The sequence below is a fragment of the Marinobacter sp. ES-1 genome (assembly GCF_000475255.1).
Classification (GTDB): domain Bacteria; phylum Pseudomonadota; class Gammaproteobacteria; order Pseudomonadales; family Oleiphilaceae; genus Marinobacter; species Marinobacter vinifirmus.
On the sequence record NZ_AXBV01000001.1, the window covers coordinates 40420 to 55849 of the forward strand.

General features: G+C 61.8%; 13 protein-coding genes. 9 read left to right on the forward strand and 4 right to left on the reverse strand.

The annotated features are described in order from the left end of the window. The first annotated feature begins 8 nt into the window (after positions 1-8). Positions 9-1418, forward strand: coding sequence for an argininosuccinate lyase (gene argH / locus Q668_RS00175; protein ID WP_022987552.1), 1410 nt, complete (start codon positions 9-11; stop codon positions 1416-1418). Between the two features lie 51 nt (positions 1419-1469). On the opposite strand, the gene Q668_RS00180 is transcribed toward argH, so the two are convergent. After that, the gene (locus tag Q668_RS00180; protein WP_022987553.1) at positions 1470-3914 is read right to left on the reverse strand and encodes an EAL domain-containing protein; all 2445 of its coding nucleotides are present in this window, start codon (positions 3912-3914) and stop codon (positions 1470-1472) included. A gap of 197 nt (positions 3915-4111) precedes the next feature. Here Q668_RS00180 and lptM point away from each other — a divergent pair, with 197 nt between their 5' ends. From lptM to xerC, 5 genes are read left to right on the forward strand one after another with little or no spacing between them, the layout of a single operon-like run. Then, complete coding sequence (gene lptM, locus Q668_RS16655) at positions 4112-4276, forward strand: LPS translocon maturation chaperone LptM (RefSeq protein ID WP_022987554.1); 165 nt, start codon at positions 4112-4114, stop codon at positions 4274-4276. A gap of 38 nt (positions 4277-4314) precedes the next feature. Further along, on the forward strand, positions 4315-5565 hold the full coding sequence (gene lysA / locus Q668_RS00190; RefSeq protein WP_022987555.1) for a diaminopimelate decarboxylase: 1251 nt from the start codon (positions 4315-4317) through the stop codon (positions 5563-5565). Between the two features lie 14 nt (positions 5566-5579). Beyond that, on the forward strand, positions 5580-6494 hold the full coding sequence (dapF, locus tag Q668_RS00195; RefSeq protein ID WP_036218651.1) for a diaminopimelate epimerase: 915 nt from the start codon (positions 5580-5582) through the stop codon (positions 6492-6494). A 17-nt stretch (positions 6495-6511) separates the two neighbouring features. Beyond that, complete coding sequence (locus Q668_RS00200; RefSeq protein WP_022987557.1) at positions 6512-7264, forward strand: DUF484 family protein; 753 nt, start codon at positions 6512-6514, stop codon at positions 7262-7264. Between the two features lie 2 nt (positions 7265-7266). Continuing rightward, positions 7267-8223 carry a tyrosine recombinase XerC gene (gene xerC, locus Q668_RS00205; protein ID WP_052009647.1) on the forward strand — a complete coding sequence of 319 codons (957 nt, stop codon included), beginning with the start codon at positions 7267-7269 and terminating at the stop codon, positions 8221-8223. A 9-nt stretch (positions 8224-8232) separates the two neighbouring features. Here xerC and Q668_RS00210 read toward each other — a convergent pair whose 3' ends face one another. Continuing rightward, entirely contained in the window at positions 8233-8466 is a 234-nt protein-coding gene (locus Q668_RS00210; protein WP_022987559.1) for a DUF2789 domain-containing protein, read from the reverse strand. A 93-nt stretch (positions 8467-8559) separates the two neighbouring features. On the opposite strand from Q668_RS00210, the gene Q668_RS00215 reads away from it, so the two are divergent. Then, a complete protein-coding gene (locus tag Q668_RS00215) occupies positions 8560-11322 on the forward strand; it encodes an ATP-binding protein (protein WP_022987560.1) in 2763 nt (920 codons plus the stop codon). 12 nt (positions 11323-11334) lie between these two features. Here Q668_RS00215 and Q668_RS00220 read toward each other — a convergent pair whose 3' ends face one another. Further along, positions 11335-11700 carry a hypothetical protein gene (locus tag Q668_RS00220; protein WP_022987561.1) on the reverse strand — a complete coding sequence of 122 codons (366 nt, stop codon included), beginning with the start codon at positions 11698-11700 and terminating at the stop codon, positions 11335-11337. Between the two features lie 225 nt (positions 11701-11925). Between Q668_RS00220 and Q668_RS00225 the strand changes: the two genes are divergently transcribed. Next, entirely contained in the window at positions 11926-12528 is a 603-nt protein-coding gene (locus Q668_RS00225) for a hypothetical protein (protein ID WP_022987562.1), read from the forward strand. Next, a complete protein-coding gene (locus tag Q668_RS00230; protein WP_036218630.1) occupies positions 12509-14749 on the forward strand; it encodes a patatin-like phospholipase family protein in 2241 nt (746 codons plus the stop codon). Before Q668_RS00225 ends, Q668_RS00230 begins: the two co-directional genes overlap by 20 nt. On the opposite strand, the gene Q668_RS00235 is transcribed toward Q668_RS00230, so the two are convergent. Further along, positions 14743-15402, reverse strand: a complete 660-nt coding sequence (locus Q668_RS00235) for a GntR family transcriptional regulator (RefSeq protein ID WP_022987564.1) — start codon at positions 15400-15402, stop codon at positions 14743-14745. The genes Q668_RS00230 and Q668_RS00235 overlap by 7 nt on opposite strands. Positions 15403-15430 lie beyond the last annotated feature (28 nt).

The window sequence follows — 15430 nt, forward strand, 5'->3', positions numbered from 1 at the left end:
ATAGACTTATGACGGATCAGAAGAAATCTGACCAGGCCACATCCTCCGAAAAACCCTGGGGTGGCCGTTTCAGCGAGCCTACCGATGCCTTTGTTGAACGCTTTACCGCGTCAGTCGGTTTTGATCAGCGCCTGTACCACCATGATATTACTGGCTCTATCGCCCATGCCACCATGCTGGCCAAGGTGGGTGTGCTCACCGACGCCGAGCGGGACCAGATCATCGAAGGCCTGAAAGGCGTTAAGGAAGACATCGAAGCCGGTCGCTTCGAGTGGTCCGTCAGCCTGGAAGACGTGCACATGAACATCGAAGCCCGGCTGACCGATCGCATCGGCATCACCGGCAAGAAGCTGCACACCGGTCGCAGCCGTAACGACCAGGTCGCTACCGACATTCGCCTGTACCTGCGCGATGAAATCGACGTGATCGCCGAAGAGCTGGCTCGCCTGCAGGCCGGCCTGCTGGACCTGGCGGAGCGCGAAGCCGATACCATCATGCCCGGCTTTACCCACCTGCAGACTGCACAGCCGGTTACCTTCGGCCACCATTTGCTGGCCTGGTACGAAATGTTGGTACGCGATGCCGATCGTCTGCAGGATTGCCGCAAGCGGGTGAACGTGATGCCTCTGGGTGCCGCTGCCCTGGCTGGCACCACCTACCCGATTGACCGCAACCTGACCGCCGAGCTGCTGGGCTTTGACCGGCCCACTGAAAACAGCCTGGATTCGGTCTCCGACCGGGATTTCGCCATTGAATTCTGCAGCTTCGCCGCGCTGCTGATGACCCACCTGTCCCGGTTCAGTGAAGAGCTGGTGCTTTGGACCTCCGCCCAGTTCGATTTCATCGACCTGCCGGATCGTTTCTGCACCGGTTCTTCCATCATGCCCCAGAAGAAAAATCCGGACGTACCGGAACTGGTGCGTGGCAAGACCGGCCGGGTGAACGGCCACCTGATCAGTCTGCTGACCCTGATGAAGAGCCAGCCGCTGGCCTACAACAAGGACAACCAGGAAGACAAAGAGCCGCTGTTCGACACCGTCGATACCATCAAGGGCTGCCTGAAGGCCTACGCCGACATGATTCCGGCGATCGAAGCCAAGGCCGATAACATGCGGGTAGCGGCCAAGCGGGGCTTCTCTACCGCCACCGATCTGGCCGACTACCTGGTCAAGAAAGGCGTGCCATTCCGGGATGCCCACGAGATCGTCGGCAAATCCGTGGCTTTTGGTGTGGCGGAAGGCCGTGACCTGTCCGAGATGACCCTGGAAGAACTGCAGCAGTTCTCTGACGTGATTGGCGAGGACGTGTTTGACGTGCTGACCCTGGAAGGTTCCGTGCAGGCCCGTGATCACCTGGGTGGCACCGCGCCGAACCAGGTGCGTGCCGCCGTAGCCCGGGCCCGCGCGGCCCTGAAGTAATCCTGCCCTGATCATCCGCCGGCACTGGGGTAACCTCTGTGCCGGCGGAACTCAGCCCCCGATACGCCCGGTACTCAGCTCCACCACCGCCGGTTTCAGTTGTTCCAGTGGTTGGGGTTCTGCCAGCCGGAAGCCCTGGCCGAAGTGAATTCCCAGTGTTCGTACCTTGCGCAAGGTTTCATCGTTTTCGATGAAGGTGGCTACGGTTTCCTTGCCGGCAGCCTCGGCAATGCGGTGCAGGGCATCCACCATAATTTGTTGTACCGGATCTTTTTCCAGGTGCTTCATCACCCGCTGGTCCAGCTTGATGATGTCGACCGGCAGGTCGGCGGCCAGGCTGTAACTTTCCACCGAAGCCCCGGCCCCTTCCAGGGCGACCCGGAAGCCGGCCCGGTGCAGGGCATCGCACAGCACCGCCACTTCATCCGGATACTGGGTGGCATGGGCCCCCCGGATTTCCAGGCAGAAACACTCCGGCTTGTAGGCCAGCGGCGCCACCGCCTGTGCCATGAATTCCGCAAAGCTGTCATCCAGGATGCTGGCCAGCGACAGGTTAAAACCGCAGTACTTCAATCGCGGCTCCAGCAGAGGATGCCGGGCCAGCCAGTCGAGGGTCTGGCGGATGACCTGCCGGTCGAGGCGTTTTACCAGGTCAAAGCGTTCGGCGATGGGCAGGAACTGGTTCGGTGTCAGTGGCGTGTCGTCAGGGTTGGCACCCGGAATCCGGCACAGGATTTCAATGTGGTCGCCCCAGGTGACGCTGGCCACCGGTTTCATGGACTGGAATTCCAGCAGCAGGTGGTTGTTGTCCAGGGCGTTGCGAAGCTGCTCCAGTTGCTGGTCGGAACTTCCTGCCGGTTGTTCACCATGCCTGGCGTGGGCTGCGTGAATCCGGTCGCGGCCCGAGATCTTGGCAGTATGGCACAGGTTGGCGGCCTGGCTCAGCAGCTGCTCCGGATGTTCCGGCTGCTCGCCTCCCAGAATCAGTAGCCCGCCGCTGGCGGTGGTTTGCAGCTGCTGGCCCTGCCAGTCGAACTGGAAGCTGGCAATCTGCTCGCGGATTTCATCCGCCAGTTTGCGTACCCTGGGTTCCGGGCAGTTCTCGATGTAAAGCGCAAAGGTATCGCCGGCCAGCCGGGCCAGGGCATCCCGTTGCCGGACCCGCAGCCCCAGCGTGGCCGCCAGCTCTCTCAGATAACGGTCGCAGGCGCCGCTGCCAGCGCTGTCCTGGCATTGCTCGAAGTTGTCCAGGTCCAGCAACAGCAGGCTGTCGGTGAACTGGCGCCGGTGCTGGTGGGTAAGGGCCCGCTCAAGGTGTTCGAGAAAGGCGCGGCGGTTGAGCAGGCCGGTGACCGGGTCAAACCGGGTGCGCCGGTCATCGTCCAGGTTGCGTTTCAGGCGGTCACTGATATCCCTCGCTACATGGGCTGCGCCAACCACTTCGTTATGCGGGTCGCGCAGGCTCTGGAAGTGGAATTCGTACACCGGAAAGCCTTCGCCCTGACGGTTCAGTGGCATCTCCGCAACAAAGCTGTCCCGCTCCAGCGCCCGTTGCCACAGGCGTTCGATCAGCCGGCGCTCATTCGGGAAGTCGTCCAGCAGCTTGCCGAGATTGTCGCCGACAGAAGGGGACAGTCCGAAGGCTTTATAAAACTGGCGGGCCCAGGGCTTATTGAAGTGCAGCAGGTCCAGCCGGGTATTCACGGCCAGTACCAGGTCTTCGGTGGCATTGCCGATGGCTTCCAGAATGCTCCGTACCCGTTGTTTTTCGTCATCGTGGCGCATGGCTTCGCTGTGATTGACGATGACGCCCCCCAGCCGCTGCGGTTCCCGGCTGTCGCCAAGAGTACCGCCAGCGAGGGTGACGGTTTGCGGGTTCTGTTTGCCGGTGAGGATGGACAGGTCAATCCGGAACGGCTTGCCGGTGCGGATGCTGCGGCGGAACAAAGCCCGGACCCGGTTCTGGCCGGCCTGGCAGTAGAATAGGGCCTGCTCGGGCGTCAGCCCGGTGCCGGGCTGTAGTTCCAGTAACCGGTAAACGCCTTCGGTCCAGCCGATCTCGTTGCTGACGATATCCAGTTCCCACAGGCCGAACCTGGCGCTCTGCTCTGCCAGTTTCAGCAGGCTGCCGTCCATGGCGATGCTGTCTCGCAGGGTGATCTCGGCGCTGGCGGCCTGGTCGGAATCCCGCATTTCAGTGTGCAGGCCCAACTGCGCCGTGAAGAAGAATCCCTCCTTGTGGCGGAAGGTCACCAGGACCTTCTGGCCGTCATTCAGCCGGTGCCGGTTAGCCGGTGCAAAGGGGTCGTCCTGGCGCGAGGCAAGAATCTGTTGCACCGGCTTGCCGATCAGTTCCGCCGGTTCGTAGCCGAACATGGTGTCGGTATGGCGATCGGCCCGGATAACCCGTCCGGTGTCATCAATCTGTACCAGCGTGGGTGGAGTGGCGGGGCCCAGCGGGTCCTGGCGATAGCGTTGGATCAGGAATTCTTTCACAGCGGTTGTCCCTTGCGGGTCTCCGGATTGTCGTTAGGGCTGTAAATGACAGAATGGCTCCCATGATACTGGCTCCTCACCCGAAAAGAAGTGGATGGTGTCCCGGTTATCGGATTGCCCTGGGCGGAGCCGGTTCTCTCGCCGTAATGGCCGGGTGTCGGGTATACTTCGCCCATTATTCACTCAGGGGATTGGGTATGCAGGTCAAGCAGGTGCGCTGGCCGGGGCTGGCGGCCCTGGTGCTGGTTTCGCTGATGGCTTCCGGTTGCGGCCAGAAAGGGCCGCTGTACCGGGAGGCGCCGGTGCCGGCGGTTGAAAACAGCACTGAAACACAGCAAAGCGACGACAAGCCGGAAAGCTGACCACTCAACCCGATTCTGCCCGAACAGTCAGGAATATCATGGATCATTTCAATTACCGTGACGGCGAACTCTACGCCGAAGACGTCCCCGTAGCACAGATTGCCGAGCGCTTCGGTTCGCCCGCCTATGTCTATTCCAGGGCTACCCTGGAGCGCCATTACAAAGCCTACGACAACGCTCTGGCTGGCCGGCCACACCTGGTTTGCTACGCCGTGAAAGCCAACAGCAACCTGGCTGTACTCAATGTGCTGGCCCGGCTTGGTGCCGGTTTCGACATTGTCTCGGCCGGTGAGCTCGAACGGGTGCTCAGGGCTGGTGGCGAGGCCGGAAAAGTGGTGTTTTCCGGCGTGGGCAAGCAGGAATGGGAAATGAAGCGGGCGCTGGAAGCGGGCGTTCGTTGCTTCAACGTAGAGTCCGATACCGAGCTGGACCGCCTGAACAAGGTGGCCGGCGAGCTGGGTGTGAAGGCGCCGGTTTCCCTGCGGGTGAACCCGGATGTCGATGCCGGCACTCATCCATACATTTCCACCGGCCTGAAAGAGAACAAGTTCGGCATCGACATTGCCGAGGCGCCCCGGGTCTATGCGCGGGCAGCCAGCCTGCCGAACCTGGACATCCACGGCGTGGACTGCCACATCGGCTCCCAGCTGACCTCTGTATCGCCGTTCCTGGATGCACTGGACCGCGTGCTGGCGTTGATTGATGCGCTGGCGGAGCAAGGCATCCGCATTCGCCACCTGGATATGGGCGGCGGCCTGGGGGTTACCTATGACCAAGAGCAGCCGCCCCAGCCGGCGGACTATGTGAAAGCCCTGGCCGAGCGTATGGGCGATCGTCAGCTGGAGCTGATTCTGGAACCGGGCCGCTCGATTGCCGCCAACGCCGGTATCCTGGTGACCCGGGTGGAATTCCTGAAGTGCACCGAACACCGCAACTTTGCCATCATCGATGCCGCCATGAACGACCTGATCCGCCCGGCCCTGTACAGCGCCTGGCAGGCGATCATCCCGGTACAGCCGCACCGGGATGGTGAAGAAAAGGCCTGGGACCTGGTAGGCCCGGTGTGCGAAACCGGGGACTTCCTGGGCAAGGACCGCAAGCTGTGTCTGCAGGCCGGTGACCTGCTGGCCGTGCGTTCCGCCGGTGCCTACGGCTTTGTGATGGCCTCCAACTACAACACCCGTAACCGCCCGCCCGAGCTGATGGTGGATGGTGACAAGGTACATGTGGTCCGGCGCCGGGAAACCCTGGAAGACCAGCTGGCTCCTGAAAGTTGTCTGCCGGAATGAGCGGGGAACCGGAGATGAACCAGCAAAGACGGAATCAGGGGCCGCTGCTGAGGTTCACCAAGATGCACGGCCTGGGCAATGATTTCATGGTGGTGGATGCCATCAGCCAGCCGTTTCGCCTGCGCCCGGAAATGATCCGGGAGCTGGCCGACCGCAACTTTGGCATTGGCTTTGACCAGCTGCTGGTGGTGGAGCCACCCGGATTACCGGATGTCGACTTCCGCTACCGGATCTTCAATGCCGACGGCTCGGAAGTGGAGCAGTGCGGCAACGGCGCCCGCTGTTTTGCCCGCTTTGTGCGGGATCAGCGCCTGACCAACAAACGGGTGGTTCGGGTGCAGACTGCCAAGGGCGTGATTGAACTGAAAATCGGCAAAGACGGCATGGTGATGGTGAACATGGGCGTGCCGGAACTGAACCCGCCTGCCATTCCCTTTGCCGCTGACCGCCAGAAAACCGTGTATACGGTCGAGGTGGACGGCCAGCAGATTGAATTGTCCGCGGTGTCTATGGGCAATCCCCACGGCGTGCTGGTGGTGGACGATGTGGACACCGCGCCGGTAGCCAGCCTGGGGCCGGCGCTGGAGAAGCATCCGCGGTTCCCGGCACGGGCCAATATCGGTTTTTTGCAGGTTGTGGACCGCAGCCATGCCCGGCTCCGGGTGTTTGAGCGGGGCTCCGGGGAAACCCTGGCCTGTGGCAGTGGTGCCTGTGCAGCGGTGGTTGCCGGCCAGTTACGCGGCTTGTTGGATACCCGGGTAGATGTGGAGCTGCGTGGCGGGCGTCTGGTGATTGAATGGCAGGGTGAGGGTACCCCTGTTATGATGGAAGGCCCTGCGACAACCGTATTTGAAGGCCAGTTACGACTGCCGGGCGAGGCTCCGCCCCGCCGCCGAAAAGGCCCTCGCAGCCCTAAAACAAAATCCTGACAGATCAGGAGAACACGATGGCAGAACAAACGGCCCACCAGAAGGTCGCACAGCTCACCCGTGAGCAGGTAGCGGATTATCTACGCGACAACCCCGATTTCTTTGTCGACCAGGATGAACTGCTGCGCACCCTGACCCTGCCTCACGACAGTGGCCGTGCGATTTCCCTGGTGGAGCGTCAGGTTCATCTGTTCCGTGAGCAGCGGGATACCCTGCGCCGGGAGCTGGTCGAGCTGGTCTCCATTGCCCGTCATAACGACCGCCTGTTCGAGAAGAGCAAGCGCCTGCTGCTGCAGGTGATCGAAGCCCGTAACCTGAACGACATGGCGGCGGCTATCGATGACAGTATCCGCAGTGATTTCGGGCTGGATGCCGCGTCTGTCTTGCTGTGCAGCAATGAGGAATTGCCCGGCTCGGGCCAGGGTGCCCTGCATGTTGTCAATGCCGGCCTGGCCCGGGAACGACTGGGTAGCCTGCTGGATGGTGAGCGGGCGGTGTGCGGACAGTTCCGGGAGAAAGAGCGGGAATTCCTGTTCCCGGACCGGGACGAACCGATCGCCTCGGTCGCCCTGATGCCGCTGCGCCATGAAGGCCTGGTCGGGGTGTTTGCGGTGGGTAGCTGCGAGCCGGGTTATTTTGACCAGAGCATGGGATCGCTGTTCCTGAGTTATATCAGCGATACCCTGAGCCGCCTGCTGCCGCCCATGCTCAAACGCCATGGTTCCGGCGAACCGGTGTCTGACCTGGCGGTGGAAAGCGGTCGGGGGTGACCTTGGAGGCTGGCCCCGGCGAGTCCGGCCCACCGTCTGTGGACCTGGCACTGCCGCTGTCGGGCTTTATCCGCCACCTGCAGTCGGAAAAGCGGCACTCTGCCCGTACCTGCGACAATTATCAGCGTGACCTGCAACGCCTGGCACTCTGGCTGACAGCGGCCGGGTGCAAGCACTGGGCGGACCTGTCCAGCCACGAAGTCCGCCGGTATGTTGCTCATCTCAGCAAAAGCGGCCTTGGTGGCCGCAGCATTGCCCGCCATCTATCTTCTATTCGTCGCTTCTACCAGTATCTGCTCCGGGAAGGCCTGGCCCGGGATAACCCGGCGCTGGATATCCGGGCTCCGAAAACCGGCCGCCGGTTGCCGAAAGTGGCGGATGTCGACCAGGTTAACCAGTTGCTGGAAGTAAACCCGGACGATCCCCTGGAAGTGCGGGACCTGGCGATGTTCGAACTGATGTATTCCTCCGGCCTGCGGCTGGCCGAACTGGCCGGGCTTGACCTGCACTCTCTGGACCTCAAAGGCCGGGAGGTGCGGGTGCTGGGCAAGGGCAACAAGGAGCGGATTCTGCCGGTGGGCGGCAAGGCGGTAACGGCCCTGAACAACTGGCTGGCACTACGGCCGTCACTGGCACCGGAAGGCGAGCCTGCAGTGTTTGTCAGCCAGCGGGGTGACCGCCTGAGCCGGCGCAGCATCCAGGCCCGGCTGGCCCGCTGGGGTGTGTTGCAGGGGGCCGACCAGCGCCTGCACCCGCACCTGCTCCGGCACTCCTTTGCCAGCCACATGCTGGAATCCAGTGGTGACCTTCGGGCCGTGCAGGAATTGCTGGGCCATGCCGATATCGCAACCACCCAGGTGTATACCCACCTGGATTTTCAGCACCTGGCCAGGGTCTATGACCAGAGCCATCCCCGGGCCAGGCGCCGGCGCGGGGGGGCGGGTTCCGGCGAGAGTTGAAACCGGGCGTCAGTGCCTCAGCATGGCATCGAGCTCGTCAATGATTTCTGCCCAGTCACTGTCTTCTTCCAGGCCTTCCTCCAGGAAGTGGGACTGGGCCTCGGACCAGAACGGGGCATCCTGCAGTGCGATTTCCGAGGGCAGTGGCGAGTGACGGCCAATGAAGTCTTCGATGCTGGCTTTGTCTGCCGGCATGCCAAGTTGTTCGAACAGGGTGCTCAGGCTATGTTTGCTGGTGTCCATGGAAGTGCCCTCTGTGATGGGTTGGCAAAATGCAATGTACCCCGTTTACGGGTATGGTTTCCTGAAATGTAGTGGACCCGCCGAGGATATCCAGTGAAGTCTGTTTCACAGTTATTGTTCTGCCTGCTGTTTTTGGTATTTCAAGGGGCCGCGCTGGCAGATCCGCCACTGGCTGCGCCGGACCCGGTGCTGGGCGTGGAAGACCTGGAGTGGCTGGAGCAGCAGGACAGCTTCCGGGTGGGCATCGGCCACAGCCAGGTACCCCTGGTGTTCGATACCGGCGATGGCCCCCTGGCGGGTATCTGGATCGATTACCTGCAGCGGATTGAAAACAAGCTGGGGGTGCTGGTGGAGCCGGAACTCCTGGATGGCTCCGGTAACCAGCCCGAGCCGGATATCATCCTGACGACCCGCATTCCCGATGCCCCGGTGATTCCGGGCGTGCGCCATACGGCGCCGCTGATGTCGCTCACCTATGGGGTCTTTGTGAACGCCGGAGCGGCGGCAATCCGCGGCCCGTCAGACCTTGAAGGCAGTCGGGTGGCCATTGTCGGTGACGACCCCAACCAGTACCCGCTGCTGGACCCGGTGAACAACTTTACCCCGGTGCCGGCGGCCAATCTTGGCGAAGCTGTCAGCCTGCTGCTGTCGGGCAAGGCGGATGCGTTTCTGGGGCCGGTGCCGGTGGTGTCCGACTACCTGGAATCGGCAATGATCAACGGCGTTGGCCTGTCCTTGCTGCTCGACCACCGGGAGGTGGATGTCGTGCTGCAGGTGCCCATCGAAGAAGCCAACCTGTTCCGGGTGTTCGACCGCGCCATCACCGCCCTCGGCCACCAGGAACATCGCAGCATCCGGCAGTCCTGGCTGCAGGCCAGCGCACCGGAGATGGACGCCGGTAACCAGTCCCTGAGCAGCTCCGAGCGGGCCTGGCTGAAAGCCAATCCCGGGCTGAAGGTGGGCGTCCGGTCAGACTGGCCGCCCTTCGAATTTCAGCAGGACGGCCGGCCGGCCGGGCTGGTGGTCGACCTGCTCAAGCGCCTGGAGCAGGACCTGGACATCCGCTTTGAATATGTTCCGGTGGATAGCCGCAGTGCCTCGGAAGAACAGCTGAAATCCGGTGAAGTGGATGTCCTGCCAGGCATGTCCCGAACACCCCGTACCGAGCAGGATTTCCTGTTTACCCGGGCCTATGTGAACGTGCCCATTGCCCTGGCGATTCGGGACACCGGGCGGTTTATCGGGGATTTGCGGGAGTTGCGTGACGAGCGGGTAGGGGTGGTCAATCGCCAGGCCAGCCATGATTACCTGCTGATCAATCATCCGAACCTCGATATTTATCCGCAGCAAACTGTAGAAGAAGGCTTGCTGGCGCTGTCTAACGGCGACCTGGACGTGATGGTGACCCACATCCCGGCGGTCAGTTACACCGTCGCCCGGTTGGGGCTGACCAATCTGCGTATTACCAGCATTACCCCGTACCAGTACGACCTGCGGTTAGCCGTGGGCCAGTCGGCCCAGCAACTGCACCGGATACTGAACAAGGCCCTGAGTGGTTTGCCGGCATCGGAAACCGAGGCAGTTTACAACCGCTGGATTCACCTGGATATCGAGCAGGAAGCCGACTACACCGTGGTGCGCCGGATTATCCTGATTGCCATCGTGGTGGTGCTGATCTTCCTGTACTGGAACCGAAAGCTGTCGCTGGAAGTCGACGAGCGGATCCGGTCGGAGAATGCCCTGAGGCGCAGTGAAGACGAGCTGCGGGCAGCCAAGCTGGAGGCGGAGCGGCTGGCGCGGCAGGCCGAAGCCGCAAGCCGCTCCAAAAGCGAATTCCTGGCCAATATGTCCCATGAAATCCGGACGCCAATGAACGCGGTGATCGGCTACAGTGACCTGCTGTATAACTCGGTTACCGACCCCCAGCAGCGTAACTACCTCAACGCCATCCGTGCCGGCAGCCGCAGCCTGCTGATGCTGATTAACGACATCCTGGACCTGTCCCGGATTGAAGCCGGCAAGATGCGCCTGGACTTTGGCCCTGTGTCGGTGCGCCGGCTATTGAGCGATGTCCGCCACATCTTCGATCTGCGCGCCACCGAGCAGGGCATTACCCTGGAAGTGAGCGTGGGCAAGAAAATGCCGGCAGCCATGATGCTGGACGAAACCCGGCTGCGGCAGGTGCTGTTCAACCTGGTGGGTAACGCCATCAAGTTCACCCACGAGGGTGGGGTTACCGTTCGGGCCGTGGCCAGCGAGCTGGACGAACCGGGCGGGGAAGACTCCGAAACCCGGTATTACCGGCTGGTGGTGACGGTGGCCGATACCGGCATTGGCATTGCACCAGACCAGCAAGAACGCATTTTTGACGCCTTCGAACAACAGGAAGGCCAGAGCTCCCGGCGTTACGGCGGCACCGGGCTTGGCCTGGCAATCAGCCGTAAACTGGTGGAAATGATGGGCGGCGAGCTGACGGTGGAGAGTGAGTCGGACGTGGGGTCGACCTTCTCGGTGGTATTGCCCCGGGTGGAGGCTACCGTTGAACAGGTGGAAGACGACGGTACGCCGAAAGAATCGGAGCGGTTACTGGCCCAGACTATGAGCATTCAGGAGCGGGGCTGGTTGCGGGAAAAGCTGGCGGAAGACTTCGGTAACGAGTGGCAAGACGTTCGAGAGAGTGGCGACCCGGAACAGATGAAAGACTTTGCCCTGAGAGTGGTCGAGTGGGGCCAGCGTTATCGATCCCCGTCGGTGACCCGGTACGGTGAGAAGTTGCTGTCGGATGTGGAAGCCTTCAACCTGGACGCTGTTAATACCGCGCTGGAAGCCTTCCCGCACCTGCTGGGCCAGAGCTGAGGCAGCTCTGGCTTACAGGCAGTCGAACTGGGACTGGCGGTCGAAGGCAACCGACACCATGTCGTAACCGGAATCCGACAATGAGCGGATCAGGTCGCGGTCTTTAAGCAGGGTCATGCAGACTTTGTGTACGCTGGCCTGAAGCTGTTCGCTGGCCGGTTCCTGGCCGGTAAAGCGGAAGTCCACCACCAGGTATTTGCGGTCTACGGCTGCTAGTTCCGGAATGTCCTCCCGCTCGATGCTTTCAAAGCCGATGTAGGTGGCTTCGTTGTCCGTGAAAACACCGCTCATCAGAACGTCCAGGTTTTCTGCCTGAGCTGTGGGTGCCGTCAGTGCGATGACCGTGGCGGAAGCAAGGGATGGCAACAGGGCACGCATGGTTATTCTCCTTGGGTCGCGCCTTAAATCTGTGTAACACAATGTAACAGATTGTTGAGTTAGATTGTTGCAGAGGATTTGGCAATTTTCTTCCGGTGAGCTCCGGATTTTTCAATTGTTTGCAATCTTCAGGCATTTTTTGCGGCTCACCAGGCTGGCCTGCTCCGGCAAGGGTTTTCAGCTATCATTGGCCCATTGGTCTGCGAAAAATAACGAGGCATAACTATGTTCCAGCTTGTGTTCAAAGGGGAGTGCGTGCCGGGCACCGACCCTGCTGCGGTTCGTAATAACGCAAAGGCCCTGTTCAAGGCCAGTGTCGAGCAGCTGGACCGCATGTTCAGCGGTCAGCCGGTGGTTATCCGCAACAAGCTTGAGCAGGTGCAGGCTGAAAAATACCAGGCGGTTCTGAAAAAGCATGGCATGGTGGCCTATGTGCAATCGATGGCCGGTGCAGCACCATCCAGCCCGCAGCCCCGGCAGGAGCCGGCACCAGAATGCCCTGCCAGCCCGGCGCCGGCAGCTACCGGTGCAGCGCAGGACGCTCCCGCCCGAACCGGTAAAGCGCCCGAACCGGAACCCGGTGACCGACTGCCCGTTGCCGGTGAAAAAGTGGATGACATCCTGGCTGGTTCCAGTCTGAGCCTGGACCCGCCCGGAGTCACTCTGGTGGAGCACCGGGAAGCGGAAGCCCCCATGTTTGAGCACCTGGACGACTGGACTCTGGCGCCGCCGGGCACCGACCTTGGCGTAGACCGGGTTGTTCCGCCGCCGGTTGTGCCGGATGTCTCCCACCTTTCCCTTGCCGACGATGACAAGAAAAAGCACTGATCGCCCGATCTTGAGCCCCCCGAAGCTGTTCGCCATTGCGTTGACGTTGCTGGCCATGGTGGCAGCGCCAGCCTGGGCCCAGTCGCGGCCCGAGGTTCGCCCCAAGGTGGGTCTGGTGCTCAGTGGCGGCGGCGCCAAGGGCATGGCCCATGTAGGTGTGTTGCGTGCGCTGGAAGAAATGAAGGTGCCGGTAGACCTGGTGGTGGGCACCAGCGCGGGCTCCGCCGTGGCGGCCCTGTATGCGTCCGGCATGCCGGTGGAGGAAATAGAACGCCGGTTTATCGAGCTGGACTGGCTGTCGAGCTTCCGGGATGACCCTGGTCGGGCATACAAGCCGGTCCGGCGTAAACAGGATGACTGGCGCTTGCCGCTGACCCCCGGCCTTGGGATGAGCATGGACGGTATCCGGCTGGGTGGCGGGCTGGTTACCGGTCAGAACCTGGGCTTTATCCTGAACGAGCTGACTCGCAATGCCGCATTGGTGGAGGATTTCGACGAGCTGGCGATTCCCTTCCGGGCGGTGGCCACGGACCTGGAAACCGGGGGGGAAGTGGTGATCGGCAATGGCAACCTGGCCGAAGCCATCCGGGCCAGTATGAGCATACCGGGAGTCTACGCGCCGGTAGAGCGGTACGGCCGGCTGCTCGTGGACGGCGGTGTGGCGAACAACCTGCCGGTCAGTGTGGCCCGTGACATGGGCGCCGACATCATCATTGCCGTGGATATCACCGACTCGCTGCTGACCAACGAGGAAATGCAAGAAGCGTTTTCGGTGGTCGGCCAGCTGACCACCATGATGACCCGCCGTAATACCGACGATCAGCTGGCCCGGCTGACCGACCGCGACATACTCATCCGGCCGGACCTGGAGGGGCGCTCCTCTGCTGACTTTTTTGACGGCCCGGTCCTTTTCGAACTGGGCGCAACTGCTGCCCGTAACCACGCGGTTGCACTGAACCGGCTGGCGGTTTCGGGGCCAGCCTGGCACGCCTGGCGGGATTCAGTCGAAGGTGGCAGGTGGCAGCCGGGGCTAATCGCCCGTATTGAATTCACCCAGGGTGACCGCCTGGCCAGTGATTTCCTGCGTGAGCGGATTCGCCAGCAGGCCGGTGAGCCACTGGATGTCGAGCAGCTGGAAGATGACCTGAAACGCATCTACGGCCTGGGCTATTACGAGACAGTGTCCTGGTCGATGCGCCCGTCTGAAGAGGGACCGGTGCTGATGGTGCGGGCCCGGGAGAAAAGCTGGGGGCCGAACTACCTGTCGTTTGGCCTGAACTACGAAGACAACTTTGACGGCGACACCCGTTTTAACCTGGCCGCGGGCCTGCGTATGACCGAACTGAACCAGCTGGGGGCCGAGTGGCAGACTGCCCTGCAGCTGGGGACCCAGCCCTGGGTGCGCACCCAGTGGTACCAGCCGCTGGATTACGGCTATGACCGGTTCGCGGTGCTGGGCGTGGAATACCGCCAGGATGATTACAGCGTGTACCAGGATGGCGAGCGGATTGCCGAGATTGATGTAGGCTTCCGCCAGATAGACCTGGCAGTAGGTATGGAGCTGGGCCGCAACGGTGAGGTGCGCCTGGGCTACGTGCGCGGGCTGGCGTCAGTGGACGATGAGTTGGGTGCGTCGGTGGCACCTTCCAGCCATGTTCATCAGGGCTACGCCAGTGTGCAGTTGGTTCACGACTCCCTGAGCGATACCTTTTACCCGAAATCCGGTGCCTTTGCTGGTATCCGGGGCCGTTTTGAGCGAGACGGGCTGGGCTCTGACCGGGAGTTCGATTCGGTGACCGGCATGCTCCTGGGCACCGGCACCTGGGGCCGGTTCAACCTCACTGGCCTGGCGTACACCCGGCAGGTGGTCAGTGGTGAGCCGGGTATCGAGAATGCGGCCAGCCTGGGTGGCTTCCGGCAGTTGTCGGCCTATGCACCGGGTGAGATCACCGGTAACGACGCGGCGTTACTGTCAGCCTATGCCCGGCGGGAATTCGGCGGGCCGGTGATGCCCTGGTTTGCCGGCGTGGGCTTTGAAACCGGTAACGCCTGGGACACCATGGACGACGCCCGCTGGTCTGGCCTGGTACGGTCCTGGAGCCTGTTTGCCGGGGTGAATACCTTCCTGGGGCCGGTGCAGCTGGCTGGTGCCTACAACAATGAAGATGACTGGACCGCCTACCTGAACATCGGCTTCTCGTTTACCCAGCTGTTCTACTGATCCAGCGCCGCCAGTACCTGGTCGCTTTGCTGTTGTGCGTAGCTGTGCAGCAGCGAAGCCAGTGCGTCTTCGTCCCGGTCACGAATGGCCTGGATCGATTCTTCCATATGCTTCAGGTTGTCTTCCAGAACCTGCTTCCCGCCCTGGCGGAAGGCTACAAACGCGCAGCGCTTGGCCGATGGCCACAGGTCTTCAATGGCAGAGACAATAAAGTAGTTGTCTGCGTAGGCCAGCGAGGCCTTGGTGTACTCGATGCCCAGCTCCAGGAACGCCATCAGGTCGTTGTTCTGGTAGCAAGCCTGCATCTGGCTGTGCAGTGATTCCAGCCGGGCCATGTCTTCGGGCTGCCACTGCCGTACCAGTTTGCGGCCGGTGTGGGTCAGGTACAGCTCCAGGGTTTCGTACAGGCTTCTGACGAAGTGCTCGTCCAGCGGGGTTACGAAGGCGCCTTTGCGGGGTACGTTCCTGACCAGGTGGCGTTTTTCCAGAAGCAGCAGGCCTTCGCGGATGGAGCCGTGGCTTACGTCCATTTCCTTGGCCATGGCGCTTTCGTATATGCGCTCGCCGGAACGGAGCTGGCCAAAGGCAATCAGGTTCTCGATGTGGCGGGCGACCTGCTCGGTCAGGGTCTCACGGGGTTTGAATGCGGTCATGGAGTATCGGTTGTTGTCTTGCCGGTTT

Excerpts from the sequence above, each read along its gene's own strand:
- lysA (WP_022987555.1), top strand. The coding sequence starts at position 4,315 with ATGGATCATTTCAATTACCGTGACGGCGAACTCTACGCCGAAGACGTC.
- Q668_RS00230 (WP_036218630.1), top strand. The coding sequence starts at position 12,509 with ATGACAAGAAAAAGCACTGATCGCCCGATCTTGAGCCCCCCGAAGCTG.
- argH (WP_022987552.1), top strand. The coding sequence starts at position 9 with ATGACGGATCAGAAGAAATCTGACCAGGCCACATCCTCCGAAAAACCC.
- Q668_RS00200 (WP_022987557.1), top strand. The coding sequence starts at position 6,512 with ATGGCAGAACAAACGGCCCACCAGAAGGTCGCACAGCTCACCCGTGAG.
- dapF (WP_036218651.1), top strand. The coding sequence starts at position 5,580 with ATGAACCAGCAAAGACGGAATCAGGGGCCGCTGCTGAGGTTCACCAAG.
- Q668_RS00235 (WP_022987564.1), bottom strand. The coding sequence starts at position 15,402 with ATGACCGCATTCAAACCCCGTGAGACCCTGACCGAGCAGGTCGCCCGC.
- Q668_RS00210 (WP_022987559.1), bottom strand. The coding sequence starts at position 8,466 with ATGGACACCAGCAAACATAGCCTGAGCACCCTGTTCGAACAACTTGGC.
- Q668_RS00220 (WP_022987561.1), bottom strand. The coding sequence starts at position 11,700 with ATGCGTGCCCTGTTGCCATCCCTTGCTTCCGCCACGGTCATCGCACTG.
- Q668_RS00225 (WP_022987562.1), top strand. The coding sequence starts at position 11,926 with ATGTTCCAGCTTGTGTTCAAAGGGGAGTGCGTGCCGGGCACCGACCCT.
- lptM (WP_022987554.1), top strand. The coding sequence starts at position 4,112 with ATGCAGGTCAAGCAGGTGCGCTGGCCGGGGCTGGCGGCCCTGGTGCTG.